Source organism: Hafnia sp. HMSC23F03, assembly GCF_001816025.1.
In the GTDB taxonomy this organism is placed as follows: Bacteria; Pseudomonadota; Gammaproteobacteria; order Enterobacterales; family Enterobacteriaceae; genus Hafnia; species Hafnia paralvei.
Genome location: NZ_KV824232.1, coordinates 1 through 26,731 on the forward strand (window position 1 = coordinate 1; position 26,731 = coordinate 26,731).

General features: G+C 50.3%; 18 protein-coding genes and 3 tRNA genes. 14 read left to right on the top strand and 7 right to left on the bottom strand.

All coding sequences use genetic code 11. The annotated features are described in order from the left end of the window. Positions 1 to 571 (top strand): YadA C-terminal domain-containing protein (locus HMPREF3091_RS13890; RefSeq protein ID WP_210403562.1); only part of this gene is annotated, 571 nt, incomplete at its 5' end. 66 nt (positions 572 to 637) lie between these two features. Next, on the top strand, positions 638 to 1,054 hold the full coding sequence (locus tag HMPREF3091_RS13895) for a hypothetical protein (protein WP_070716480.1): 417 nt from the start codon (positions 638 to 640) through the stop codon (positions 1,052 to 1,054). A 53-nt stretch (positions 1,055 to 1,107) separates the two neighbouring features. Here HMPREF3091_RS13895 and HMPREF3091_RS13900 read toward each other — a convergent pair whose 3' ends face one another. Then, positions 1,108 to 1,758 carry a riboflavin synthase gene (locus HMPREF3091_RS13900; RefSeq protein ID WP_070716483.1) on the bottom strand — a complete coding sequence of 217 codons (651 nt, stop codon included), beginning with the start codon at positions 1,756 to 1,758 and terminating at the stop codon, positions 1,108 to 1,110. A gap of 369 nt (positions 1,759 to 2,127) precedes the next feature. Between HMPREF3091_RS13900 and HMPREF3091_RS13905 the strand changes: the two genes are divergently transcribed. The 4 genes from HMPREF3091_RS13905 to HMPREF3091_RS13920 all read left to right on the top strand — a co-directional run bounded on the left by HMPREF3091_RS13905 (position 2,128) and on the right by HMPREF3091_RS13920 (position 3,988). Continuing rightward, positions 2,128 to 3,498, top strand: coding sequence for an MATE family efflux transporter (locus tag HMPREF3091_RS13905; protein WP_004093182.1), 1,371 nt, complete (start codon positions 2,128 to 2,130; stop codon positions 3,496 to 3,498). Positions 3,499 to 3,716: 218 nt separating this feature from the next. Continuing rightward, positions 3,717 to 3,793, top strand: a tRNA-Val gene (locus HMPREF3091_RS13910). A 20-nt stretch (positions 3,794 to 3,813) separates the two neighbouring features. Beyond that, positions 3,814 to 3,890, top strand: a tRNA-Val gene (locus tag HMPREF3091_RS13915). A gap of 21 nt (positions 3,891 to 3,911) precedes the next feature. Then, positions 3,912 to 3,988, top strand: a tRNA-Val gene (locus tag HMPREF3091_RS13920). A 92-nt stretch (positions 3,989 to 4,080) separates the two neighbouring features. On the opposite strand, the gene HMPREF3091_RS13925 is transcribed toward HMPREF3091_RS13920, so the two are convergent. Then, the gene (locus HMPREF3091_RS13925) at positions 4,081 to 10,875 is read right to left on the bottom strand and encodes an autotransporter outer membrane beta-barrel domain-containing protein (RefSeq protein WP_168168190.1); all 6,795 of its coding nucleotides are present in this window, start codon (positions 10,873 to 10,875) and stop codon (positions 4,081 to 4,083) included. A 381-nt stretch (positions 10,876 to 11,256) separates the two neighbouring features. Beyond that, positions 11,257 to 12,867: a tyrosinase family protein gene (locus HMPREF3091_RS13930; protein ID WP_070716488.1), complete on the bottom strand. Its 1,611-nt coding sequence runs from the start codon at positions 12,865 to 12,867 to the stop codon at positions 11,257 to 11,259. A 601-nt stretch (positions 12,868 to 13,468) separates the two neighbouring features. Here HMPREF3091_RS13930 and pykF point away from each other — a divergent pair. The 3 genes from pykF (at position 13,469) to HMPREF3091_RS13945 (ending at position 16,098) form a co-directional block, all read left to right on the top strand. Then, the gene (gene pykF / locus HMPREF3091_RS13935) at positions 13,469 to 14,881 is read left to right on the top strand and encodes a pyruvate kinase PykF (RefSeq protein ID WP_070716490.1); all 1,413 of its coding nucleotides are present in this window, start codon (positions 13,469 to 13,471) and stop codon (positions 14,879 to 14,881) included. Positions 14,882 to 15,183: 302 nt separating this feature from the next. After that, positions 15,184 to 15,420, top strand: a complete 237-nt coding sequence (locus tag HMPREF3091_RS13940) for a major outer membrane lipoprotein (RefSeq protein ID WP_004093174.1) — start codon at positions 15,184 to 15,186, stop codon at positions 15,418 to 15,420. A gap of 441 nt (positions 15,421 to 15,861) precedes the next feature. After that, positions 15,862 to 16,098, top strand: coding sequence for a major outer membrane lipoprotein (locus tag HMPREF3091_RS13945; protein WP_004093172.1), 237 nt, complete (start codon positions 15,862 to 15,864; stop codon positions 16,096 to 16,098). 208 nt (positions 16,099 to 16,306) lie between these two features. Here the strand turns inward: HMPREF3091_RS13945 and HMPREF3091_RS13950 are convergent, their stop codons facing one another. Next, positions 16,307 to 17,308, bottom strand: coding sequence for a L,D-transpeptidase family protein (locus tag HMPREF3091_RS13950; protein ID WP_070716491.1), 1,002 nt, complete (start codon positions 17,306 to 17,308; stop codon positions 16,307 to 16,309). A gap of 362 nt (positions 17,309 to 17,670) precedes the next feature. Here HMPREF3091_RS13950 and HMPREF3091_RS13960 point away from each other — a divergent pair, with 362 nt between their 5' ends. Continuing rightward, positions 17,671 to 19,098, top strand: a complete 1,428-nt coding sequence (locus tag HMPREF3091_RS13960) for an MltF family protein (RefSeq protein WP_070716495.1) — start codon at positions 17,671 to 17,673, stop codon at positions 19,096 to 19,098. A gap of 1 nt (position 19,099) precedes the next feature. Here the strand turns inward: HMPREF3091_RS13960 and HMPREF3091_RS13965 are convergent, their stop codons facing one another. After that, positions 19,100 to 20,716, bottom strand: a complete 1,617-nt coding sequence (locus HMPREF3091_RS13965; RefSeq protein WP_070716497.1) for a peptide ABC transporter substrate-binding protein — start codon at positions 20,714 to 20,716, stop codon at positions 19,100 to 19,102. A 191-nt stretch (positions 20,717 to 20,907) separates the two neighbouring features. Between HMPREF3091_RS13965 and mpaA the strand changes: the two genes are divergently transcribed. Further along, on the top strand, positions 20,908 to 21,627 hold the full coding sequence (gene mpaA, locus HMPREF3091_RS13970) for a murein tripeptide amidase MpaA (RefSeq protein WP_070716499.1): 720 nt from the start codon (positions 20,908 to 20,910) through the stop codon (positions 21,625 to 21,627). 9 nt (positions 21,628 to 21,636) lie between these two features. On the opposite strand, the gene ycjG is transcribed toward mpaA, so the two are convergent. After that, positions 21,637 to 22,602, bottom strand: coding sequence for an L-Ala-D/L-Glu epimerase (ycjG, locus tag HMPREF3091_RS13975; RefSeq protein ID WP_070716502.1), 966 nt, complete (start codon positions 22,600 to 22,602; stop codon positions 21,637 to 21,639). A gap of 172 nt (positions 22,603 to 22,774) precedes the next feature. Here ycjG and tpx point away from each other — a divergent pair, with 172 nt between their 5' ends. Beyond that, a complete protein-coding gene (gene tpx / locus HMPREF3091_RS13980) occupies positions 22,775 to 23,278 on the top strand; it encodes a thiol peroxidase (protein WP_004093161.1) in 504 nt (167 codons plus the stop codon). Between the two features lie 74 nt (positions 23,279 to 23,352). Here tpx and tyrR read toward each other — a convergent pair whose 3' ends face one another. Then, positions 23,353 to 24,939 carry a transcriptional regulator TyrR gene (gene tyrR, locus HMPREF3091_RS13985; protein WP_070716504.1) on the bottom strand — a complete coding sequence of 529 codons (1,587 nt, stop codon included), beginning with the start codon at positions 24,937 to 24,939 and terminating at the stop codon, positions 23,353 to 23,355. Positions 24,940 to 25,271: 332 nt separating this feature from the next. Between tyrR and HMPREF3091_RS13990 the strand changes: the two genes are divergently transcribed. Both HMPREF3091_RS13990 and sseA read left to right on the top strand, forming a co-directional pair. Then, positions 25,272 to 25,814 (top strand): GNAT family N-acetyltransferase, encoded by a 543-nt coding sequence (locus HMPREF3091_RS13990; protein WP_070716506.1) that lies wholly within the window; start codon positions 25,272 to 25,274, stop codon positions 25,812 to 25,814. A 59-nt stretch (positions 25,815 to 25,873) separates the two neighbouring features. Then, positions 25,874 to 26,716: a 3-mercaptopyruvate sulfurtransferase gene (gene sseA, locus HMPREF3091_RS13995; protein WP_004093158.1), complete on the top strand. Its 843-nt coding sequence runs from the start codon at positions 25,874 to 25,876 to the stop codon at positions 26,714 to 26,716. Positions 26,717 to 26,731: the final 15 nt, after the last annotated feature.

Here is a 26,731-nt window from a genome sequence, read left to right on the forward strand (position 1 = left end):
AATTAACCCTGCTCATGGTAATCCTGAAGGCGTTGCCGTTGCGCCAATGCTGGCACAACAAAAACTGCCCAATGAAAAATATGCATCGCAAAATATATCTGCCAAAAGTGAATCTAGCAGCAACGAGAGCACGTTGAACAAAAAACAGCGTTTAGTGAATAGAAAAGTGGCAGAAATGGCACAGTACAATGCCATGCAACTTAAAATAGATAATATGGCGTTAGCGGATAACCATCGCCGTATCGCTTCTAACAGTGCAGCGATCAACTCTAACTCTCAACGTTTAGACTCCGTTCAACATCATCAGGCGGAACAAGATTCACATATTAACGAAAATAAAAAGCAGGCCTCTGCTGGGATCAGCGCCGCCTTTGCTCAGGCTAACATTCCTCAAGTGACCGAGAGTCAACATTTTGCCGTGGGTGCTGGCGTTGGAGGGTACGACAGTGAAAATGCGATCGCCGTCGGCGCATCATTCCATGCAACACAAAATACCATCGTTAAGATGACCGTATCTGACGATACCCAAAATAACTTTGGCTATGGTGCAGGCGTTTCCGTCGGCTGGTAGAGAGTTATGCGTTATTATTATTAAAAACATCATGACATATATAGCTATGATGATTGGAGATAAGCAATGAAAGTACAAAAACTACTGTTAGTCAGCGTTGTTGCTGGATTGATCGCTGGCTGCACGTCTTCCGCGGAGCGAATGGCGAAATGTGAAGCTCAGGGCGTAAGTAAAGATGCCTGTTATATTGCCGAGCAAAATCGCATCAATACCATTAATGCCGCCGCTGAAAAACAGGCGTTAGAAAACGCTCAGCAGCAGTATGGTCAAACAACGCATAAAGCCGTCGTGAAAACGGGCTATGGCGTAACGGTTAAGCGCGGAGCCGATGGCATTGTGACAGTCAACGGTAAACCTGCGGCATTAGATGAAAAAAACGCCGATGCTTCCGTTTATTCACAGGGCATTTATCAGGTGATTTTCTATACCAAAGGGAAAGTTGCGCTGATGGAGAATCGTCAATTTAAAGGCTACTTGAAATAATGCTAAAAGCCGGATGTGGTCAATACAGCATCCGGCGATTAATAGCGGAATAATTAGGCCGCCGGCTCCGCTTTTGACAACGCAGCTAATGTGGCTTCACGACTGGCTAATACACGTTCAACGGTATCAACCACGGCCTGCGTTTGCGGGTCAATCTCTATATTCACCTTATCTCCCAAGCGCTTCACGCCCAGCGTTGTACGCTGCAAGGTTTCAGGGATCAGATGTACGCAAAAACGGCTTTTGGTGACTTCGCCAATGGTTAAGCTGATGCCGTCAATGCCGATAAAGCCTTTGTGCAGCACATATTTCATCAGGTCTGGGCTGGGCATTTTGAACCAAATCTGGCGATTATTTTCTGAGGTCAGGATCTTTACGATTTCAGCGGTGCAAATAATATGCCCTGACATCAAATGCCCACCGATTTCATCGTTAAACTTCGCCGCACGCTCCAGATTCACCACGCTCCCGATCGTGACATCACCTAAATTAGTGATGCGCAGCGTCTCTTTCATCAGATCAAAACTGACCAGTTCGCCTTCAACCTTCGTCACGGTCAAGCAACAACCGTTATGCGCCACCGATGCCCCGAGTTCTAAATCAGGCAGCAGCTCCTGTGGAAACTTCACGACGTGAGTACGGAAATTCGATTTTTCATCAATGGACACGACCGGAGCGGTGCCCTGAACAATGCCGGTAAACATAATGGTGCCTCTGCAATAATGTCTTATCGAAAACAATTGCCTAGCAGTTTGCCGCAAACCATCGATAAAACCAAATCATGAGCGCAATTATCAGCAGATAACCGACCCATCTGCGACAGTTTTCATTCTCTTGTGCTCTATCTGCAGGTAGAATCATTCGTTTATCATTTATACTCGTCATATTTCCGGTCACATGTGCGTCTGACAAGCTATGCTTGTACTCCGCTTCGCGCGTATGGGCCGCGAATTTGGCTGTTTAGATGCTGTTCTCATCACGTTGAGTATCGCATACCCCTCTTCAAGGCTTGCCGTGAAGAGTCTTTTACTTATTTGTGTTTTCTCTCTCATTTAAAATAAAAAGGTGTATACGTGCAGAAGTATTGGATAGAAGCGCGTAGCTTATTGGCTCTGGCTATTCCCGTTATCATTGCGCAAGTTTCACAAACGGCCATGGGTTTCGTTGACACCATCATGGCAGGTGGCGTCAGCGCCACCGATATGGCGGCGGTAGCTGTCGGAACCTCTATTTGGCTACCTGCTATTTTATTCGGCCACGGTTTGCTGCTGGCCTTAACGCCGGTTATTGCTCAGCTAAACGGCGCAGGCCGACGCGATAAAATCGGACATCAGGTACAACAAGGCTTTTGGTTAGCGCTGGCGGTTTCAGCGCTGATCATCGTGGTGCTTTATAACGCCAAGCACATTATCGATATGATGCACAACATCGATCCTGATTTGGCTAACAAAGCCATTGGCTATCTTCATGCGATTATGTGGGGCGCGCCGGGTTATCTGTTCTTCCAAGTGCTGCGTAACCAGTGTGAGGGCCTATCAAAAACCAAGCCGGGGATGGTGATTGGTTTCATCGGTCTATTGGTCAACATTCCGATTAACTACATTTTCATTTACGGGAAATTAGGCGCTCCCGCGCTCGGCGGCGTGGGGTGCGGCGTGGCCACCGGCACCGTTTATTGGGTGATGTACTTCATCATGCGCTGGTATGTACGCCACGCTTCCAGCCTGCGCGATCTGCGCCCTAAACGTATGGAAGCTCCCCAGTGGGCGACGATTCACCGTCTGATTAACATCGGGATGCCGGTGGCGTTAGCGTTGTTCTTCGAAGTCACCTTATTTGCCGTGGTTGCGCTGTTGGTTTCCCCACTCGGGATTGTTTCGGTTGCCGGGCACCAGATTGCCCTGAACTTTAGCTCGCTAATGTTTGTTTTGCCGATGTCGTTAGGCGTAGCTGCCACCATTCGCGTGGGATATCGCCTAGGCGAAGGCTCGGCTGAAAATGCCAAAGTGGCTGCGCGAACCAGTATCGCCGTGGGTATGACGATGGCAGCCTGTACCGCCATCTTCACGGTTATCTTCCGCGAGCCAATCGCCCTGCTCTATAACGACAATCCTGAAGTTATCACCATGGCATCGCACCTGATGCTGCTGGCGGCCATTTACCAGATCTCTGACTCCGTGCAGGTGATCGGCAGCGGCGTGCTGCGTGGGTATAAAGATACTCGTTCTATCTTCTTTATTACCTTTACTGCCTATTGGATCTTGGGGTTGCCTACGGGTTATGTGCTTGCATTGACAGACTATGTCGTTCCCGCGATGGGGCCAAGTGGCTTCTGGACAGGATTCATTATCGGGCTAACGTCTGCGGCCATTATGATGGCGTTGCGCATCCGCTGGTTACAAAATCAGCCTGCTGCATGGATCTTGCAACGTGCGGCGCGCTAATGAACAATTAGCAAAAGCACCGCCGAATATTCGCTGCAATACCAAACCTTCAACGGCATCTTAGATGCCGTTTTTTTCACCCAGATGCGCATATCATCAGCAATCGTGTGAATTTAAGAGGAATTTTTGGCAATCCCCCTTGCCAGTCGTGCCATGTGCCGCTAATATTCGTCTCCGTTGTCTGGCACAGTCAGTATGTCAGCAAGGCAACACAGGATGCGTCCGTAGCTCAGTTGGTTAGAGCACCACCTTGACATGGTGGGGGTCGGTGATTCGAGTTCACTCGGACGCACCATTCTTAAGAGATTATTCGTTGCGTCCGTAGCTCAGTTGGTTAGAGCACCACCTTGACATGGTGGGGGTCGGTGATTCGAGTTCACTCGGACGCACCATTTCTTAAGCGATTATTCGATGCGTCCGTAGCTCAGTTGGTTAGAGCACCACCTTGACATGGTGGGGGTCGGTGATTCGAGTTCACTCGGACGCACCATTTCATAATATTCTCTCTTTTCGTTCCCCTGTTTATCAGACATCCCTATTTTTAGGCTGTATTCCTTAGGCTGTCGTTGTGAAATGTAAGTCCTACCACTGGTATTTCACCCCTACCATACCTTGATATCCCTGATAGCTATTGTTGCCCCACGTGCTGCTGATCTGCCCATAACCCTGCCATTGCTGGGTGATATTTCCGCTGATCCCCACTTTGGCTTCATAACGGTTCGTCGCGGTGGCGTTTTCAAAACGCACCTGATTGAAATCCACGCTGTCCGATGCCGGTTTACCGTTGTACCAGTTCACCTCTACAAACGGCTGCGCACTGTTTAGCACTTGGATATTTTGGCGAGTCAGACGCACACCGACGCGAGTTCTGATACCGTCGTCGCCGTTGGCGTTCACCTCGGTGCCGTTCTGCTCGGTGTGGCCTGAAGTATCATAATGGCTGTAAATCAGCTGTGCTTGCGGAGTGACCATCCAGCGCACTTCTTCGGACTGTTTGAGCGCAATGCCGTAACCGGTTTCGACGGACACATCGGTACCTTGGCTGTTGTAAGACTCCTGCGGCAGATCATCGCCGTTCACATGGTTTTTATACCACGCATGTTGCAACCAGCTGTCCACGTACGCACCGCTAACGCGATCAGCCTGCGCATACCACGTGCCATAGGCTCCTAGGCTGTAACCGTTAACCTGCCCTTTGGCCTCGTAGCCGCTGTTTTGCACGCTAACCGAACTGGTGGAATGGCCGTAAGCCGCCATAATACCGGCGTTAATTTGATCGCCGTCGGCACCGTCAAGCTGGTACAAATCACTACCGACCTGAACCAACGTGGTGTGCGTTTTTTCATCAAACAACGAACCGTTGCTTTTCTGTTTGGTGTAATCGCCCCCCAAGCGCACCCAGCCTTTAACACTATCGCTATCCTGCTGGTTTCGCACGGCGCCGGAACGATCGTAGAGCGTTTGCAGGAACATGTTTTGCGCTGCTTGTTGGTTCGCCAGATAAGCCCCCGGCTCAGGGCGATAATGATTCGGCGGCGTTGGCGTGCTGTCCTGTGATTGTAAGTACCAGTCGCCGTTGCTGGTATTTTTCACCAGATGATATTCATACGCCCCGGCGACCGCTCGCCCAGTGAGATTGAATACGCCATCCGATTGTCCACCTACATCAATGACCTGAATTCCTGTGTTGGTCTGCGCGCCGCTTCCCCCCGCATTTTTCACCGTCACCTGCGTTGTGCCTGAGGTATTACCGGCTACCAGCAGTTTATCGGTGGCCGAGTTATCGCCGCCTAATACGGTTTGCAACGCCAGCACGCCGCCGCCCGTATAGTTGCCAGCCACCGACAACGTATTGCCGATGGATGAGCCCGCCAGCTGCAGCAGACCGTTGTTGGTCAGATTGCCGCTGAGTTTAAGCACCGTGGCCGCCGCCGAGGTATAGGCAGACACACCGTTAAGCGATGCTAAGCTGCCGTTGTTGACGACATCACCGCTGACGGTGCCGTTGCCTGCAAGGGTCGCACCCGACGCCACCGTAACCGCACCGGCGCCATCGGCACCCAGTCGGGCATCTGACTGCGTACCGTCCCCAACAATTAGCGTTCCGTTGTTGATGTTAGTCGTGCCAGAGTAGTCTGGCTGGTAGACCGTCAGCGTGCCGCTCCCGGATTTAACCAAACCGCCGCTGCCGCTGACGCTGTTGGTCAGACTCATATCCGCACTGTTATCGAGCTGCAACGTGCCATTATCGCTGATGCTGGCCGAGCCCAGATTCTGAAGCGCTGTTGCGATAAGCGTAGCGTCCTTACCGATGCTGAAGTTACCGCCGAAAGCGCGGTTATCCGCTGCTAGAGTAATCACTTCGCTGCTGTTGAGCTGAACGGAACCTTTGCCCAGCAAAGTATTGTTCAGCGCTCCGCTGGCGGTCTGGCCGTTGAAAGTATTAAAGGTCAGCAGATCGTTGCTGCCATCAAGCGTGATACTGCCAGTGCCCAGCCCCTGCACATTGTTGAGGCGAGCTTCCGAGCCACCGATGACCAATGTGGTCGCAGAAAGATCGGGGTTTGCACCGTCAATGGTCAGCACCGAGGGATCAATCACTAACTGACCACTGCCCACCAACCGTCCGCTGACGATGCCGCCGTTGGTGTCACCCGCAGCGCGTTGGCTGTCTGTGATAGTCAGATTGCCACCGTTCAGATTCACTATCGTCCCGCTAGCACTGTTCAGTGCGCCGATGCTCTGAGTTTTGCCGTTCAGATCCAACTGGCTGCTGCCCAGCATATCCACCGACGACGTTTTGCCCAGTGAGTGGTCGCCCCCAAGGCGCAAGGTACCGTTGTTGACGGTGGTCTGGCCGGTGTAATCATTGAGAGGGTTATTAAGCGTTACCGTATTCACCACATCCACCAGCAAGCCACCTGCACCGGTTATCTGCGCATGCAGCTCGTTACCACCCAGAGGGGCATTGGCATTTTGTATCAGCGAAACTTGTTGCCCTGCCAGCAACTCCAGTTTGAGCAGGCCGGAGTAGAGGAAAAGCCCGCTCTGCTCCAGCAGATCACTGCCGGTCAGTCCGTAGCCGTAAGTGCCGATCCCCACCACCTTGCCCAACTGAGTCACATCAGCCGTGGTTGGCACCAATGCATTACCGGAACCATCCATCAGCGTCAGATGAGCCGCAGACCCGCTGTTGCTCTGCGACAAGATCAGCGGATCGCCGATGATATCATCCTGCTGTAATAGCGGTTCGCCCTGCGCATTCGCAGGGTTCGGCTGTGAGCCCAGACCATTTACCCAAACTTCACCGCCGTTTAATGCCAGCTTATCAGTCTGAATCAGAGAGTGAGTCAGTACGTCAAAGGTGCTGTTGCCCCCGTTGAGGATCACATTGCCGATCTTCTGTGTTCCCGCGCCTACCGTCTGGTTGGCGGACTGGATTTGCAGCGTGGCATTGGTCAGCGCCTGGGTGTTCGCGCCAGATAACGTGAAGGTTCCCTGTCCCAGGCTAACCAGCCCGGTATAGGCGCTGCCGCTATTGGCACCAAAAGAGAAATGATCCGACGCGCTGTTCATTGCCACGTTCAGCACGCCCTGTCCCGATAGCGCATTAGTGAAAGCGAAGTTGCCGCTGGCTGGGGTCACATTTAATGTGCCGTTGAGCTGCGCGCTTCCAGCACCCAGGTTTTGCGCAGCGATTACCGTTGTTGAACTGCCCGATGTCAGATCCCACAGCCCGCTGAAAGCGCTGTTATCGCCCGAGATGGCTAAATTAGTGGCAGAAATCTGGTTGGTACCATTGCCGCTGATGTTGCCGCTGAGCTGGTTGGCATCACCGTTTACGGTCAGCAAACCGGCGTTATTCACGGCGTTACCGAAGTTGCCATTGCTGAAATTCAGCGCCAGCTTGCTCTGCGGCGCAACTGTTGCTGCTCCGCTGCCCAGCCCCTGTGCATTAGTCAGCGAGAGCGTACCTGCGCTGATCGTGGTAGCGCCGCTGAATGTATTGGCGCTGCCGATAGTGATATTGCCGCTGCCGGATTTCTCCAACGTGCCGCTGCCGCTGAGCGCATTACCGAATGTCCAGCCAGTGTTACTGTCTAGCTGCAGCGCGCCGCCGTTGTTGATGGCTGCGGTACCGAGATTTTGCGCGGCGCTGGCTGTCAGGGTTGTGCCGCTATCGAGCGTAAAGCTCCCGCTAAAACCGCTGTTGTTGCCTGAAAGCAGCACAGCCGAATTGCCCTGAAGATGAGCGTCGCCGGTGCCGCTGAGGGTGTTCACCAGCGTACCGGAGGCATTGTTAAACCGCAGCGCAGTGCCCGTTCCATTGAGATTAACCGTACCGACGCCCAGCCCCACAACATCACTGAGCAAGACTTGCGCGGTGTTGTTGAGCATCACCGCCGCGCTCAGCCCGCTGTTAGCACCGTTTATCGTAGCGGTGCCGCCGTTTAGCGCCAGCGTACCCGCTCCTGTCAGGCTACCGTCGCTTTGACCGCCCTGACTTAGCGTCAGTTTTCCACCGTTAAGATTCAGCGTCGATCCCGTAGCACCGCTCAGGCTGCCGAGAGTTTGGGTTTTGCCGTTGAGGTCAAATCCCGTTGCGCTCGCCAGAATAAGTTTTGACGTCGCCCCAAGGGCGTTGTCACTTCCCGCTACTAACGAACCGCCGCTCACGGTTGTCGTTCCGGTATAGCTGTTATTCACGTTGTTAAGGGTGAGGGTCTTTGTCGCAGAAGCGCTGCCGTTGACATCCAGATTACCGCTGCCGGTGAGCTGGGCGTTGAGCGCTGCACTATTTGAAGAAGCCCCGCAGTCTGGAGCCAAATGCAATGTTTGTCCATTCTGTAAATTCAGCGCTTTCAGGCCGTAGCTCAGATACAGTCCATCGTTATTGCTGCCGCTGGAGAGCATGAAATCATAGCTGCCGTTCGCCACCGTGGTGCCGCCTTCGGTGATCGCCACGGTCTGGGGGTTATTGACCGCCTGACCACGACTGTCGACCAGCCCCAGAGAGGCGGCATTGCCGCTGACCGTGCCGCTAGCTGCAACCAACTGCGTCTGGATTTCACCGTCATCCTGAGCCAAAAGATTCAGGCCTGGTGCAGGCATCGGGTTAGGAATGCCGCTGGTTTCCGGCACATCTACCTGAACCGTACCGCGGGTCAGCGTCAGGTTGGTGACATTCACTTTACCCAGTGGCGTTTGCGGCGGAGTTTGCCCGCTCCACGCCATCGTGCCGCCTTTGAAAGTCAAATTACCGATGCTTTGATCGGTCGACGCTACCGTGGTGGTATTACCCGTATCGAGTTGCAGAGTGGCATTGGTCAGCGCTGCGGTGTTGCCACCGGAGAGGGAAAACTGGCCTTGTCCAAGTTTTATTGTTCCGTTAAAGGTATTGCCGGTCGCCGCGCCAAGGGTGAAGGAATCCGTTGTCGCTGCGAGATTTGCCTGTAAAGTGCCGCCGCCGGTAAGCGCATTATTGAAGGTATAGCTTCCGCCGGTGGGGGCATCAATATGTAATGTTCCGGGTGCAGCCAGCGTGATCGCACCGCTGCCAAGCGTACCGTTGCCGGTTAAGCGCACGGTGCCTAGCGCTATATTTGTGCCGCCGCTGTAGCTGTTAGCTCCCGTTAAGGTGGTTGTACCTGCGCCAAACACATCCACCCGACCGCCACCGTCGATAGTGCCATCGAGTGTCATAGCATTAGTGCGGTTGAAGGCCAGTACGCCATTATTTGTAATGTCGCCCTGCACGCTGCCCGTCGCCGTACCGAAGCCGAGCGAGAGCGTGGAATTAGTGTTTATGGTGGTACCACCGGTGTAGGTGTTGTCGGCCGTTAAACGGATAATCCCCTGCATCGTCAGGTGTCCACTGCCGTCAATCAGTCCGCTGTCGGTCATACCCGCTGTGCCAATGACGGTTCCACCGCCGCTGCCCAACGTAATGGGATGGGCAAAGTCGCTGGTTCCGACGGCAAGAATGGCATTGTTGTTAATGGTCACATCGCTGGTTAATGCCCCAAGCGCGGTATCCGTCACCGTAGAGACTTCCCCGGCATTAATCTGAGTCCCACCGGTATAGGTGCTGTCCCCCGCCAGCGTTAGCGTTCCTGCCCCCTCTTTGACTAAGCCGCCAGAGCCACTGATAGCCGAATTCAGACCACCGCTCAGGCTATCGTTTATCGTCAATGTCGCGCTGCCAAGGTCGATATTGCCATTACCGCTGAGATTCTGTACCTGCTGATTATAATCATTCAGATCCAGAGTCGCGCCTGAACTCACCACAACCGATGAGCTGTTAGCAAACGCGTCTGCGATGCCGGTTTGCAACGTACCGCTCATAATTCGTGTCGTACCGGTATAGGTACTGCTGCTGTCTAAACGGGTAGTGCCATTTCCGGCCTGCTCCACGGCACCGCTACCGCTGATAATGCCCGCAAAAGTGAGGTCATCGCTGCGATTGAAGATTAACGTTGCGTTATTAATAATGTTGTCGTTCACCTCACCGCTGGTTCCGCCATTACCAATTTGCAATAAGGTTCCAGCGTCTAGCGTGGTACTGCCCGTTCCCGAATTAATCAATGTTCCGGTGACGACAACGTTACCATTACTGATATGAATCGCATTGCTCACGGGTAGCGTACCTGAAATGTCCCACTCTTTTCCTGCCGCATCTATATTAAGGAAATTAATGGAATTGCTATTCACATAATTGTTAAATACGCCGATGCTTTGGCTTCCGCCCAATAAATTTAGCTGATTATTAGTTTTATTAACATCCAGCTGTACGTCGCCTGAAATAACCGAACTGGTGTTAAGGTTAATTGTATTATTATCGCCAAATAGTTTTATCGACACACCATGGCTATCATCATCAGGGGTAATAGCTCCCGCGTTATTAATGGTCACGCCACCGCCTGATGTACTTCCCTCAATGACGGTATCCGGCGCAGTAATTATGGCACCTTCATTATTGGTCAGCGTAAACCCCGTACCTATATTTGCCAGAGCGTTCGTATTCCCACGGCCATCAATGGTACCGTTATTGATCAAGGTGAAATTAGACTCATTGGAAAATTCGATCCCTGCATCACCTCTGATAAAACCATTATTTGTCAGAGTATTACCACTTCCTCCAACAAACTTAAAACCGGCTGAGCTCCCGCCCCCAGTAACCGATATGTTTGGATTCACCGTAAAAGTACTGTCCACCACCGAAGCATCAGTTGACACCCCGTTGGTCGGCGAGGTGATATTGCTAGTGACGGTAAAATCCGTTCCCTGAGCATGGGTGATTTGGCACTCAGAAGTGCCGTCAAGACAGCCCGCCGCCGAAGAAGGTAAATCGACGGCGTAAGCGGTAGACGTCCCCATAAGAGAAGAAAGGAGGATAATTTTTAAGGCAATATAAAGTTTATTGAATGGATAGTCGTTCAGAACATATTGTCTGTTTTTTGTTTTCCGACCGTTGTATTCACATAGCATGAGATATTCATCCTATATTTTTGAGGTATAAGCACATTTATCCGCGAGTCGGATGAGTACATATTATTAGTCAATAAAAACAGCCATCGTGAAAAGCAATATATTCTCACCATTCTCTTTTATGGCATGGGCAGGCATGGCAGGATTGGTCACTAGTTAAAGTTATAGCCACAATACGGATAATTGCCACCTCAGAAGTTCAAGATAGAAAACAAAAAAGTCCGCAGACGGCGCTTGTGCTGTATTCGCTGCCGCCGCTGCGGAACTCAATCAGAACGTTTTCAATATCACCGACAGCACTTTGGCATTTACCTTCATCTTCATGTCATCCGGTGCGGCAGCCGAAATATATATGCTAATAACCCCTGCGCTCTTTTCACTGCTGCTCAGCCCTCGCAATGCCGCCGTCATTGGCACCATGAAAGTTGTTTTCATGTTTGTCATATCCATACTGCCGAAAAAGGCAAAGCTATTCACAGGATCTTGGCAAGTTTCGGCGGCGCTGACCTGAGTTTTCTTCTGCATCAAGCTCGGCTTATCCAGAGCAACATTAAAGCTCACGCCCTGAACCGAGGACATCGGCATGATCTCCACCAGCGCATAGTAGCGTTGCTGCTCATCCCCAAACAGCTCCGCTGAATTTTGCAAAGGCTTTGGCAAGATAACTTGGGCGTTAACGATTTGGCCATTGCTCAAATCCGACTGATCGAGCGTGGCATCTAGCTGTAGTGCGGGTAGTGACTGGGCTTTGCCAAGCGTGAAATGTGACGTCGAATCGCCGCTGCCCGTTTGATAGTCATAATCAAAATCGCCCACCTGCGCATAATCTCCGGCGCTGTTCTTCTGCACTGGCTGACCATTTTCATCGACGTAAAACAGGAAAGGCTCGTTTTTCCACAGGCTCAAGCCGGTTTGCGGCTCGGTGGGCAAATTATCGCGTATTTGCTTCGTGCGCCACACCTCCCATAGACGATCAAGATTCGCATGATGCATGAAGAAAACCGGGTCGACAGGAGACAAAAAGTTCCCCATAAAACCCCCGATATCGTTATGCACTTTGTTATGCGGGAAGGCCTCCAGAATTCCAAAACCATGCTGATGGCTGTTGCTATGATTGGGCGCGGATTCACTGCCAAACAGCTCAAAAGAACGCGGCGCTAATGCGTCTAAAATCGTCTCTAGGGAAACCGCGTTTTTGGTCGTGCAATCGAAATTGGGCTGATTTTCAGTCAGCACCCGCGTTTGTCCGCGAGGAAAGAACATCGCGTCTTCAGGTTTTCCATCACCTTCGATACCTCGCCAAAGATCGCGCGGGTACGGGTAATTACGCAGCTGTAATTCATGCATCTGCTGCGGGGTGAATTGCCCCCACAATGTTTCTACAGGATTAAATAATGCTTCTCGAAACTTGGCATAACTATCAATAAACGCCTGATTATCCGGATTCAGCACGCCGTCGAAAAAAGCATCAGGAATGCGCGGTTCCGCCGTCCAGTCCCAGAACGGCATGGCAAAATTGGCATCTCCGCTCAGTTTACGAATGATCTTTTCAAACCACCCCACATACCCACGATGCCAAGGTAAAAACCACCAATTACCATGAGGGCAATCAAGCGTGTGAATTAACGTATGCCGATACCAATTCAGAGGATCTGACGGCGGTAATGCAAGCATTGCCCTGATCCCTTTTTGATAGCTTTCGAGCATTCTCTGCCCTTCTTTGCTATTGAGATTCACACGCGTGTAGCGTCTTTTGGTGTCTGTGGAGGGCATGGCTGAAAATGCAGATTGAAACGGGAGTGCTGCTGCGAGCGTAGTCAGAGTCGTGGCAATAATTAAACGGCGCCGGCTCAGGCTAAAAGGAGATTCACGCTTACTCATATTAAATATCCTTAATAGTAGGATTTTGAGCAAAAAGAATAATATTCTGATTTAAAAGCGATAACCTGCTGCCATCAGAAATAATATTTCGCCTGATGGCAAAAATAAGCATAGAACATTAATCAATCACGGCAAGCCATCTGATATGAATAGATTCAGTTGTTATCTGAAGGAATGTCGAAATTTTATTGCGCAACAAGTTTTTCATCGACGCTACATTTGCGCAGCAATCGTTGTTTTTTTAGCTAATCACGCCCAGAGTGAGGCAAATTCGTTGTCAATTCACAGGTTAAGACCGTATAATACGAAACGTCATTTCAATTGAATGGTTTCAGCCCTTGATCTGTCGCTACGCAAACTACAATTCAAAGATGCTTTCGCGCTTATCAATATCTAAACGCGGAGAACACTTTTCCGCATCCATCCCTCAGCTGTCATCTATTCTTAGTAGTGTTTCAACATCCCGATTACCGACGTTCACACTTTTAGGCAACGTTAACCTTTTAAGCAACATCGTTTTATCGGCTTCATCTCTTGCTTATGGCATCGCCAAGAGCACATTGTTTTTTCAATCCATCACAACTTGCAGAAATTAAACTTCATGAAAAAGACCAAAATCGTATGCACCATCGGTCCTAAGACCGAATCCGAAGAAATGCTAAACAACATGCTGAGCGCAGGCATGAACGTTATGCGTCTTAACTTCTCCCACGGTGATTATGAAGAGCACGGACAGCGCATCAAAAACATCCGCGCTGTAATGGAAAAAACCGGTAAGAAAGCCGCTATCTTGCTGGACACTAAAGGCCCAGAAATCCGTACGATGAAACTGGAAGGCGGCAAAGACGCCGCGCTGACCGCAGGTCAGACTTTCACTTTCACCACTGACCAGAGCGTCATTGGTAACACCAGCCGTGTTGCCGTTACCTACCCTGGCTTCGCCGCTGACCTGAAAATCGGTAACACCGTGCTGGTTGACGACGGTTTGATCGGTATGGAAGTTATCGAAGTTTCAGAAACCGAAGTGGTATGTAAGGTTCTGAACGCAGGCGATCTGGGCGAGAACAAAGGTGTTAACCTGCCGGGCGTTTCCATTCAGTTGCCAGCACTGGCTGAAAAAGACAAGCGTGACTTGGTATTCGGCTGTGAGCAAGGCGTTGACTTCGTTGCGGCTTCATTCATCCGTAAACGTTCTGATGTTATGGAAATTCGTGAACACCTGAAAGCACACGGTGGCGAAAACATCCAGATTATCTCTAAGATCGAAAACCAAGAAGGCCTGAACAACTTCGACGAAATTCTGGAAGCGTCTGACGGCATCATGGTTGCACGTGGTGACCTGGGCGTGGAAATCCCGGTTGAAGAAGTTATCTTCGCTCAGAAGATGATGATCGAAAAATGTAACCGCGCACGTAAAGTCGTTATCACTGCGACCCAAATGCTGGATTCCATGATCAAAAACCCACGTCCAACTCGCGCTGAAGCGGGCGACGTTGCTAACGCCATCCTCGACGGCACCGACGCCGTTATGCTGTCAGGTGAAAGCGCTAAGGGTAAATACCCTCTGGAAGCCGTCAGCATCATGGCAACTATCTGTGAGCGCACAGACCGCGTGATGGAGAGCCGTATCGAGACTCTGCATGACAGCCGCAAACTGCGCATCACTGAAGCCGTTTGCCGTGGCGCCGTTGAAACAGCCGAAAAACTGGACGCACCGTTGATCGTTGTGGCGACCGCAGGCGGTAAATCAGCGAAAGCCGTACGTAAATACTTCCCAGATGCGATGATTCTGGCGCTGACCACTAACCCAGTAACCGCTCGTCAGCTGATCCTGAGCAAAGGCGTGGTTCCTATGTTGGTTAAAGAGATTGCGTCTACTGACGATTTCTATCGTATCGGTAAAGAAGTCGCGGTTGAAAGCGGTCTGGCTCAGAAAGGCGACGTTGTCGTTATGGTTTCTGGCGCACTGGTTCCAAGCGGAACCACCAATACCGCGTCTGTTCACGTTCTCTAATTACATTTATTGTGATTATACAAAGCGCCTAACTCAGGCGCTTTTTTTATTGCTTTTACTGCACAATTCAAACTTAAGCTATTGTTAATCATGATTTTAATTTAAATATAAATCATAAAAAATTAGCCAAAACCACCCCATTATCGCCAACTTAATTTAACTTTTTATTTAAAAATGACGCTTATTTAGACGAACGATCAAAATAAAGCAATTCAGTACAAAAAATGTATTCTCTTCGAAAAAGAGTTTGTGTAATACTCGTTTAGCTATATGGAAATCAACTCAAACTAGAGGGTGTTACAATGAATCGCACTAAATTGGTACTGGGCGCAGTAATTCTGGCGTCTACTATGCTGGCTGGCTGTACAAGCAACGCTAAAATCGACCAACTGTCGACTGATGTTCAGACTCTGACCACCAAAGTTGATCAGCTGAGCAACGACGTTAACGCAATGCGCACTGACGTGCAGTCTGCTAAAGATGAAGCCGCTCGTGCTAACCAGCGTTTGGACAACATTCGCGGTGGCTACAAGAAATAATATTGCTTACGCAATGTGATATAAACACGCTAATGGCACCATTCTTGTGCTGCCATTAGCGTCTTACGAACCCGAATCGAACCAAAGTATGCTCACTCGTGATGTTCATACTCTCCTGATCACCCGCTCTTATGCCCGGATTAGCAGAAATTAAGAATAATTCAAGCACCCAGCTCTCATTTTTGTTTACATCTGTACCGCATTTTTTCCGCCCAAATTAGTCCTGTTCATATAATTAATTTCCAAATCAAAATAAGATGAATCCAATAGAAATGACCTGTTTTCTCTCCTTTTTTTAATCTTTTGGAAAAAGAAGGCGTTTCTTTGAGCGAACGATCAAAATAAAGCGACTTAGTACAAAAAATTTATTCTCTTTAGAAAATGGTTTGTGTAATACTTGTAACGCTACATGGAGATTAACTCAATCTAGAGGGTTTTATAATGAATCGTACTAAACTGGTACTGGGCGCAGTAATCCTGGCTTCTACTATGCTGGCTGGTTGTTCAAGCAATGCTAAAATCGACCAACTGTCTACTGATGTTCAGACTCTGAACACCAAAGTTGATCAGCTGAGCAACGACGTTAACGCAATGCGCGCTGACGTTCAGACTGCTAAAGACGACGCAGCACGTGCTAACCAGCGTCTGGACAACATGGCTGTTAAATACAAGAAATAATATTTCTTGAGTCATGTAATAAAGGCGCACTTTGTGCGCCTTTTTTTATGCCGTCATCTGCACACATCCTCCCTTCCCCTATCAGCCCACTGTATCTCCCTGTTCACCTACAGCAATCGCTATGTCCTGAATCGCATCCATAAAAAAGGGACACCCGCTGGTATCCCTTGAATCACATTACAGCGCGCTAAACGCACGCCATATGCTTTTACTGCATATCCTTGGCAGTCTCAGCCTTGGCTTCGGTAATCTTCACTGCGTTGACGGCAGGCTCAGATTTCACCTCTTGACCATGGTGCACTAAGACGGGCATACCCGAGCGGCGTTTCATCGCCTCATCAAAAACCTGACGATCGGTCAGAGGGCTTTCTGCAAACTTTTTAGCTGCCGGTTTCAGAACAATAGGCATCGTTTGCGGATCGTCTTTCTCTGTGCGTGACAGTGGCTGGTGCACTTCAACATAACGCTTACCATCAGGCTCCACCGAGACTTTCACCGGCGCATTGACGATCTGGACTCGCGTTCCTTTAGGAACGGTTTTAAACAATGCTTCGATATCGTCTGGACGCAGGCGAATACAGCCTGAGCTTACGCGCATGCCAATCCCGAAGTTCGCGTTGGTACCGTGGATGAGATATACGCCCCCCTGAGCGGACAGACGCAGCGCAAACAAACCCATTGGATTTTCTGGACCTGCCGGTACAACCGCCGGCAACGTCACACCTTCGGCTTTATAGTGTTTGCGAATATTTGCCGTTGGCGTCCACGTCGGATTAGCAATGGACTGAGAAACACTGGTCACCATTTCTGGCGTGTTACGCCCCAACTGGCCAATGCCAATAGGATAAACCACGACTTTACCTTCCCCTTTCGGGTAATAGAACAGTCGCATTTCAGCCAAGTTAATCACAATGCCCTCACGCGGCGCGTCGGGCAGCAACATTTGCGAAGGAATAGTTAAAACCGTCCCCGGCGTAGGCAAATAAGGATCGACCCCCGGATTGGCTTCCAACATGCCAAGCAGGCCGATCTGGTAACGAGAGGCAATGTCTTCAAGCGGTTTGCCATTATTTTGTACCGTTACCGTTACGTTTTCACCAATCAAACGGCTGTCCGGTGGTGGCAAGGGGTATTCGGTTGCCTTGGCGACAGACGTCCCTGCCATCCATACCGAAAGCAACATAGTCACAAGAGGTAGTGCACGCTTCATGCTTGATTCCCAGTCTTATTGTTTACCTTCAGGGCGAAGGTCAACTCATCAAATATACAAGGCTGTAGAACTGCCAGTGTTATCAACATTAGTCATACTAACAGCCAGAAAGGAAAAGGCAATTAAAATGCCAGTAAATCAATATGTTACAAAAATACTTTTGCGTTATATTTCAAATTGTTAACGCAGGCGTAGCCAATATGCACAAAACATTGACGCCAAGGAATCAGATTGATCTGGTGTTCACGATATTTACATTTATCGAATGAATAAATCCGCAAATTGTAACGCAGAGGAACTATATTTAATAAGATAACGCGAAACCCGCTATTCGCCATTTACCCTCCTCTTTTAGGTGAACCATGGTGCGCTGCCTGTATATCCTCATCGCTCTGCTGCTCAGCGCTTTCAGCTACGCCGAGCCAGCTAAAACACTGGCGCTGCCAACGGCCATAAAATCGGTATATGGTGATTTCGACACAATGCAGCAGCGCAGAATCATTCGCGTATTGATCCCTTACAGCAAAACCTTCTATTTTTTAGACAATCAGGGCACGCCTCGAGGCCTGATGGTTGAGCTAATGCAAGAATTTGATAAGCAACTGAACAACGGCGTCAAACCGGACAAAAAAATCCATGTGGTACTCATTCCCACCTCTAGGGACAAACTGATCCCCGATTTGCTCGCAGGAAAAGGCGATGTTATTGCGGCAAATCTCACAATGACCCCAGAGCGCCAGCAGTTAGTGGATTTCTCCACGCCGCTGGCCACCGGTGTGCATGAGGTTGTGGTTGCCAACAAACTTCAACCACCGCTGACCACCATCAATGACTTAGCAGGAAAAAGCGTATTTATTAATCCGTCCACCAGCTATATGCAAAGCGTGAGCACATTTAATAAGCAATTAAAGAAACAAGGATTAGCGCCGCTACGGGTCAACAGCGCACCGGGAAATTTTGAGCCGGAAGATATTCTGGAGATGGTTAACGCCAATCTGGCGGGCTATACGGTGGTTGATCGCTACCTCGCGCTGCTGTGGCAAAAAATCTACCCTAATCTGGTGGTTTACGACCATATAGCCCTACGCGAAGATGGCAATATCGTCCTAGCGTGGCGTAAAGACTCCCCTTTGCTGCGCGCTAAACTGGACCCTTTTTGTGCCAGCCATAAGCTAGGAAGCTCTTTTGGTAACCAGCAGGTATATAAATATTTGCGCAGTGTGAAGTGGGTTAAAAGCGCCACCTCTGAAAAGGAACTCACGAAGTTCGCGCAGGTCACCGCGATATTCCAAAAATATGGCAAACAGTACAGCGTGGATTGGCTCTTGATGGTGGCTCAAGGTTATCAAGAGTCACAGCTTGATCAGACCAAACGTAGCCATAGCGGTGCGATTGGCATTATGCAGCTCCTACCCAGCACGGGAAAATCGCTCAAAGTGGGCGATATCACCCAAGCCGATCCCAATATTAATGCCGGGGTAAAATATATTCGCTTTATGCAGGAGCGCTATTTTGCCGACCAGCCGATGGACGATCTCAACAAAATGCTCTTCACCTTTGCCGCCTACAATGCAGGTCCGGCCAAAGTGGAGAAATTACGCAAACAGGCTAAAACTATGGGGCTCGATCCGAACCGCTGGTTTGATAACGTTGAACGCGTCGCGCAATTAAAGATCGGGAATGAAACGGTGCAGTATGTGAGCAATATCTTCAAATACTACATTGCATACACACTGATTACACAAGAGCAGCGAGAAAAGGAGCAGGCCGCCAAGCCTGCTCCACACTAGTTTAATGCTTGATAATGTACATCGTTTGGCTGTAGGCAACATCTTCAGGGTTAGTGATAGGATAGCCCTTCACCCACGGCTTAATCAGACGCCCATTGGTGTACTGATAAATAGGTGCAATCGGAGCTTGCTCGGCAATGATCTGCTCAGCCTGTACGTAATCGGCATTGCGCTTAGCGGCATCGGTTTCTTCACTGGCCATTTTCAGCAGCTTGTCATAGCCGGGGCTAGTAAACTTGGCGATATTGCCACTATGCGTCGACGTCAGTAATGACAAAAACGTCGATGCTTCGTTGTAATCGCCCACCCACGACGCACGTACCACATCAAATTTGCCGGTGTTACGGCTATCGATGTAAGTTTTCCACTCCTGATTGGTTAATTTTACCTGAGCGCCCAGCGACTTTTTCCACATGGATGCCACAGCAATCGCAATCTTTTGGTGATTTTCCGATGTGTTATACAGCAGCGTTAATTTCAGCGGTTTCTTTGGCCCATACCCCGCTTCTTTCAGCCACGCCTTTGCCTGTTTATTGCGCTCAGCCTGCGTCATTTTCTGCATAGCCAACGGCACAGGTTCAAACCCAGCGGTCACATCCGGCGTGAAGTGATACGCAGGCTTCTCACCCGTGCCTAACACTTTTTCCGCAATGATTTGCCGGTCGATGGCGTAGGAAAGCGCGCGACGAACGCGAACGTCATTGAGCGGCGCTTTTTGTGTATTAAACGCATAGTAGTAGGTGCCCAACTGATCCGGCGTATACACCTGATCGGGGATATCCTTCATCAGCTTTTTGTACATATTTTTCGGGAAAGATTCGGTGATATCGATATCATCAGCCAGATAACGCTTGGTCGCCGCCGATTCCTGATTTATCGGAATAAACGTCACCTTGGTCAGCACCGTATTCTTATGATCCCAATAGTAAGGGTTTGGCTTTAAAACGATTTTTTCGTTCACGACCCGCTCTTGCATGGCAAACGCACCATTGCCAACCACGTTTTCTGGCTTAGTCCAATCGTTGCCGTATTTTTCGATGGTCTTTTGTGGGACTGGAAACAGGCTAAAGTTCGCCAGTAGATTCACAAAAAAAGGCACGGGTTTATTCAGTTGCACCACCAGCGTGTGTGAATCCGGTGCGGTAACGCCCAGCTTCTGCACCGGCACTTTGCCACTGATAATTTCGTCTGCATTCGCGATCCCCGCCATTTGTGCGAACCACGCAAAAGGCGAAAGCGTTTTCGGGTCAACTAAGCGCTGCCAACTGTAAACAAAATCGTAAGCCGTGACCGGTTCGCCGTTCGACCATTTGGCGTTCTCACGCAGTTTAAACACATAGCGTTTGTTATCGGCGGTTTGCCAGCTCTGCGCCACGCCCGGCTCTGGCTTCCCGTCGGCACCCTGATTCACCAAACCTTCAAATAGATCGCGGGCAACCTGTGCCTCGGGTAAGCCCACCACTTTGGCTGGATCCAACGACGCGAGCTCATCTTTAATATGACGAACAATCTCCTGCTTATCGGCCAACAGGGTTCCAGCCGGAACCTGTGCAGCCTGTGCGGTAACAAACCCCGAAGCAATCAATGCGGCTAATGCGGTAACACGAAAAAGATGCATGAATAGAACCCTATATATCCAAAGTCATTGGCATGGCCTGCAGCATTTCCTCATTCTGAACACCGTTATCCCCACGTTCGTTATTTTTTGTCGAGTCGAACGTTTTCTGAGGTCAAAAAGTGTGCCTTAATAAGAAGGTTAACAGACGGAAATTATTCAAACTTATTCTACTATCACGGGAAAACTGTTGCATGGGAAATGGTGTAAAACAGATCCGTCCCCGCTCAGAACGCGGGCAAATCAGCGCGGCAGCCATCACCTATGGCCACTCTTTACTCGGCGCACCGCTGCTCTATTTCCCTGCGGTGCAGCCCGATCGTGAGACTGGCCTGATCATTGCGGGCACCCACGGAGACGAAACCACGGCCGTGATTGCTCTTTCCTGCGCATTACGCAGCCTGCAGCCAATGCAACAGCGCCACCATGTTATTCTGGCGGTCAATCCTGACGGCTGCCAGCTTGGGCTACGCGCGAATTCGGCTGGCGTCGATCTTAACCGAAACTTCCCCGCCGCCAACTGGCTACCTGGCACGTCCGTTTACCGCTGGAACAGCGCCAGCAGTGAGAGAGACGTTAGATTATCGACCGGCGACACTGCAGGTTCTGAGCCAGAAACGCAGGCATTGTGCCAGCTTATTCACCGCTTAAAGCCAGCCTGGGTCGTCTCGTTACATGAACCCTTGGCCTGCGTGGAAGATCCGCACCACAGCCTGCTCGGGCAGCAGCTTTCCGCAGACTTTGAGCTGCCGCTGGTCAGCAGCGTGGGATATGAAACGCCGGGCTCATTTGGTAGCTGGTGTGCCGATCTCGGCCTACCCTGCATTACGTTAGAGCTTCCGGCTATTTCAGCCGATCTCGCCAGCGAAAAGTATCTTCCTGCACTGCTGGCGTTGATCGATTACGATTTATAGCCTGCAAAGCTACAGCTGAATGCCGCCGCAGCTAAAGTTCAGCGCTGGCTCAGAATCCTGTGCCAGCCAAGTCGGTCCGTCGAAATCGACAAACTTGGCTGCTGGAGCCAACGGCAATGCGGCGCGGATCGCCCGCGAGGTGCAAATCATACACCCCAGCATAATGGCCATCCCCTCTTTCTGCGCCAAAGAACGTAGCGCCAACGCTTCCGTCAGCCCACCGGTTTTATCCAGTTTAATGTTCACCATGTCATAACGCCCTTTCAGCACCGAAAAGTCACTACAGGTGTGGCAGCTTTCATCGGCACAGATGGGCAAAGGATGAATAAAGTGAGCCAAAGCATCATCCTGTTTCGCGGGCAACGGCTGCTCTAACATGACCACGCCAACATCAGCTAAAAGCTGACAACGTGCCGCCAATCCTTCCGCCTGCCACGATTCATTAGCATCAACAATCAGCGTTGTCTCCGGCACCGCAGCGCGGATAGCCATCAAGCGCTCGGTGATAAGATGATCGTCGAGTTTGATTTTCAGCAACGTTGCGCCTTGCTGAGACAAAGAGAGCGCCGTTGACGCCATCTGTTCTGGAGAACCAATAGACACCGTTTGAGCCATGACTATCTGGGTCGGTTGCGGCACGTTGCACTGCTCCCACAGCGTGGTGTTCGTCTGCTTGCAAACCAAATCCCACAGTGCGCAGTCGACGGCATTGCGTGCCGCGCCGGCGGGTAGGCGCATTTGCAGTTCACGACGATCGATGCCGTTTTCAACCGCCGATTGAACCGATGCGAGCTGCGCCAGCACGCTCTCCACGTTCTCACCATAACGTGCATACGGCGTACATTCGCCGATACCCACCACGCCATCTTGCTCAATCTCAACCACCACGACATAGGCTTCGGTTCGGCTGCCGCGAGCAATCACAAAAGGGGTATGTAAAGGCCAGACTTCTGAATAAAAACGCATCGTTTTCATGCTGATTCCTTAGCTTTTATTAAAGGCGCGAAGCGAGTCATTGATGTCATCGCTGAAGTATTAGCCAATATCACCATGTTACACAAACATTTAAAATTGTTCGTGTATTCAAGGTTATCGTGTTAGCGTAAACTCTAGTTCGTGTTAACTAACTGTAATAGGAAATACCATAATGACGCAGACAGTTCATTTTCAAGGCAACCCAGTTCACGTAGCCGGCCAACTCCCTCAGGCTGGTGACAAAGCGAAGCCTTTCAAACTGGTCGCTAAAGATCTTTCCGATGTTGATCTGGCAAGTCTGGCTGGTAAACGCAAAATCCTGAATATCTTCCCAAGCATTGATACCGGCGTATGTGCCGCATCAGTGAGAAAATTCAACCAACTGGCGAGCCAGACCGAAAATGCCGTGGTGCTGTGCATCTCCGCCGACCTACCTTTTGCTCAGTCTCGTTTCTGTGGCGCTGAAGGCCTGAACAACGTCATCACCCTGTCCACCTTACGCGGCGGTGACTTCAAACATGATTATGGCGTTGCCATTTCAGACGGCCCGCTGGCTGGCCTGACTGCACGTGCAGTCGTCGTTCTGGATAGCAACGACAACGTTGTCTACAGCCAACTGGTCAACGAAATCACCGAAGAGCCAGATTACGACGCGGCTCTGGCTGCGCTGAAATAAACGTTAGCCTGATATAAACTTTAGTCTGATTAAATAAAAACGCGGTGCTGTCTCCAGCCACCGCGTTTTCTTTTTTACGCGTCCTCAGAATCAGGATGCGCTTCTGTATGGCGTCGACTGCTCAATCCATACTCACGGAGTTTATTCGCAATCGCCGTGTGTGATACGCCCAGACGCTTAGCTAATTTGCGCGTACTTGGATAGTTGCGATACAAACGCGTCAACACTGAACGTTCAAAACGCTTACAAATATCGTCGAGCGAGCCATCAAGCACTTCATCACCCAACGCCATTTCTGCCTCAAACTCAGGTAGCACCACATCCTGCGGGCGCAGCTCATACCCTTCTAACTGAGTCAGCGCGCGGTAAATCGCATTTTTCAACTGACGAACGTTACCCGGCCAGCCGTACTGACAGAGAAAACCGTTCAGTTCAGGTGCCAAACGAGGACGCGGCATTCCCTGCTCATCGGCAAAGCGTGACACAAACAGCTCGGTCAACGGCATAATATCCTGAGTACGCTCGCGCAACGGCGGTAAATTCAGCGTAAGTACGTTCAAGCGATAATAGAGATCTTCACGGAATAAGCCGCGCTGCACCAAATCAATGAGGTTTTTCTGCGTCGCGCAAATAACGCGCACATCCACGCTCACCTCATGCTCTTCCCCCACGCGACGGAAGGTGCCATCGTTAAGGAAACGCAGCAGCTTGGTTTGCATACGCGGCGTCATTTCACCGATTTCATCCAGCAATACTGAACCGCCGTTAGCCTGCTCGAAGAAGCCTTTTTTACCTTCCAGCGCGTTAGGATAAGCGCCTGCGGCATGGCCAAAAAGTTCACTTTCGGCGACATCGTCAGGCAATGCCGCACAGTTTAGTGCTAAGAATGGCTGTTTGCCGCGCGGGCTGCGTAAATGACAGGCGCGTGCCAATACATCTTTACCGGTTCCGGTATCACCCACGATCAATAACGGCGCATCCAGCATCGCCAGTTTTCGTGCCTGTTCCAGCACCTGACGCATTTTAGGGCTCACGCCAATGATGTGCTCGAATTCACTGTCGTCGTTAACGGTAAGATTTTGCAGCTGGCGTCCAATGCGCACCGCAGATTTCAACACCACTACCGCACCCACTGGCGCAGACATTTCGCCCTTCTCATCGCCGAGATAGATGGGGGTGATATCCATCAGGTAGTCCTGACCACGGATCACGACTTTTTCCGCGTGCGGAGCAACCGTTTCGTTTTCCAACCAGCGCAAAAAGTTATAACCACCGATCAAACCCCCTGCGGTTTGATTACAGATTTTATCTTCCGTCGTGCCAAACAGCGTCAGCGCAGCCTGATTCGCCAGCTCAACTTTTCCCTTCATATCGATGGAAAAAACCGGCTCAGGCAGTGATTCCAACAGTGCCCACATCGCACGATGTTCACGCTCTGATGGCATGTAAGGCACCGTGCGCACGTCGGTAACACCGCTGATGCGACGAATTTCTGCCATCAACTGACGGAAGACTTCAAAGTCAAGTTCATTAAAATTCAAATAGATACGACCGATGGTATCGATCTCAATCCCGCGCAAATCAATATTACGCGCTGCTAGCAAATCCAGCAGTTCACGGGTTAAGCCGATTCGGTCTTCACAAAAAACTTCCAGGCGCATCAGTTTTGACCTTAATCTGCATATTGCTATGTATAAAAAAACATACGTGTAAAAAACACGAGAGGTAACCAGCTGTCGCTCATACTGATGGGGTCATTGTACGACAACTGAAACAGTAACTGTCAGTATAAGTTGACAGATCTTTCTATTGTTATCCAGCCAGTCATTTCTGATTTATCACAAGACTGACTTTAGGTTACGGTAGTAAAACTATGACAACTTATATAATGAAACTTAAACTAATCATCACAGTTATGACATCATAGCTATACCACAGAATCTTATCACCTATTCATCACCCATTTTAGATATAAATAGGGGAAATGCAGCACATGATCATTCGACAAGCTACCCCAGCAGACTATGACAGCATTTTAGAAATCCAACGGCTGAATACGCCTGAAAATCTGGATGCCGAAAATTTACAACAGGGATACATCGTTTCTCAGATGAGTCGGGCTCAGCTCGAAGCCATCAACGGCAAACTAGGCATCTTAGTTGCCGTGGAGGGTAAAACCGTGGCCGGTTTTGTATGCATGACCGCGACCTGTGCAAAGCCGCACCCACCCGTTATTGACGCGCTGCTTGAAGTTGCAGAGCACAACTCGCTGAATCAGCGCCCGCTAAACCAACTCACGCCTTTCCTTTACGGTCCGGTTTGCATCTCTCGCCGTTTTCGCGGTGCGGGAGTGTTATCACAGCTGTTTGCCGCCGTAAAAGAGCATATGCACCAAAAATATGACGCAGGATTGGCGTTTATTGCTGATGATAATCCACACTCGCTAGTCGCCCATGTTCAAGGACTGGGCATGACCGATGTCACTCGTTTTCACTTCGGTGGAAAAGATTACCACCTTGTGGCATTTGAGGTATAAAGAACGGCTTAGATATTGTTTCAATAAGACTTTTTTAATTAAAAGGATGACTCATTGCCATGACAAATACCTTTTTCGTCACCGCCGAGTGGCTTGCGGCACATTTAGATAATGCGGATGTTCAGCTCATTGACGCCCGTATGGCTCCCGCAGGTCAAGAACACCTGCGCAATATGGAAGCGGAATACCTCGCCTCGCATCTGCCTAGCGCACGATTCTTTGATATCGAAGCCCTATCCGATCACAACAGCCCGCTGCCGCATATGATGCCAACGGCGGAAAAGTTTGCCGCCGATATGCAGGCCCTTGGCATCAGCAGTGAAAAACATCTGGTGGTGTACGACGAAGGGAATTTGTTCTCTGCGCCACGAGCATGGTGGATGCTGCGCAGCTTTGGGGTAAAAAAGGTCTCGATTCTGGCCGGTGGCTTTAACGCTTGGAAAGCACAACAGCTTCCGCTTGAAAGTGGGATGCCAGCGAAAAACCACGCTACTTTTGCCGCCCAGCTCGATCCGTTAGTCGTAAAAAATGCCAACGATGTTTTGTTAGCGACGCAGACTGACAGCGTTCAAATTATCGATGCCCGCCCTGCCGCTCGCTATAACGGTGAAGTGGACGAACCGCGTCCGGGTTTGCGTCGTGGGCATATTCCCACCAGCCGTAACGTGCCTTGGGGCGATCTGGTTCAAGATGGCGCTCTCAAGCCTAACGAGCGGCTAAAAGCCATCTTTACTGACGCAGGCGTTAACTTTGAGCAACCGATTATTGCTAGCTGTGGTTCTGGCGTCACCGCTGCCGTCGTGGTGCTGGCGCTCACCACGCTACAGGCTAACGACGTTGCCCTATATGACGGTTCATGGAGTGAATGGGGAGCCCGAGAAGAACTCCCTGTGAGCAGGTAATATTTCTCTATATAC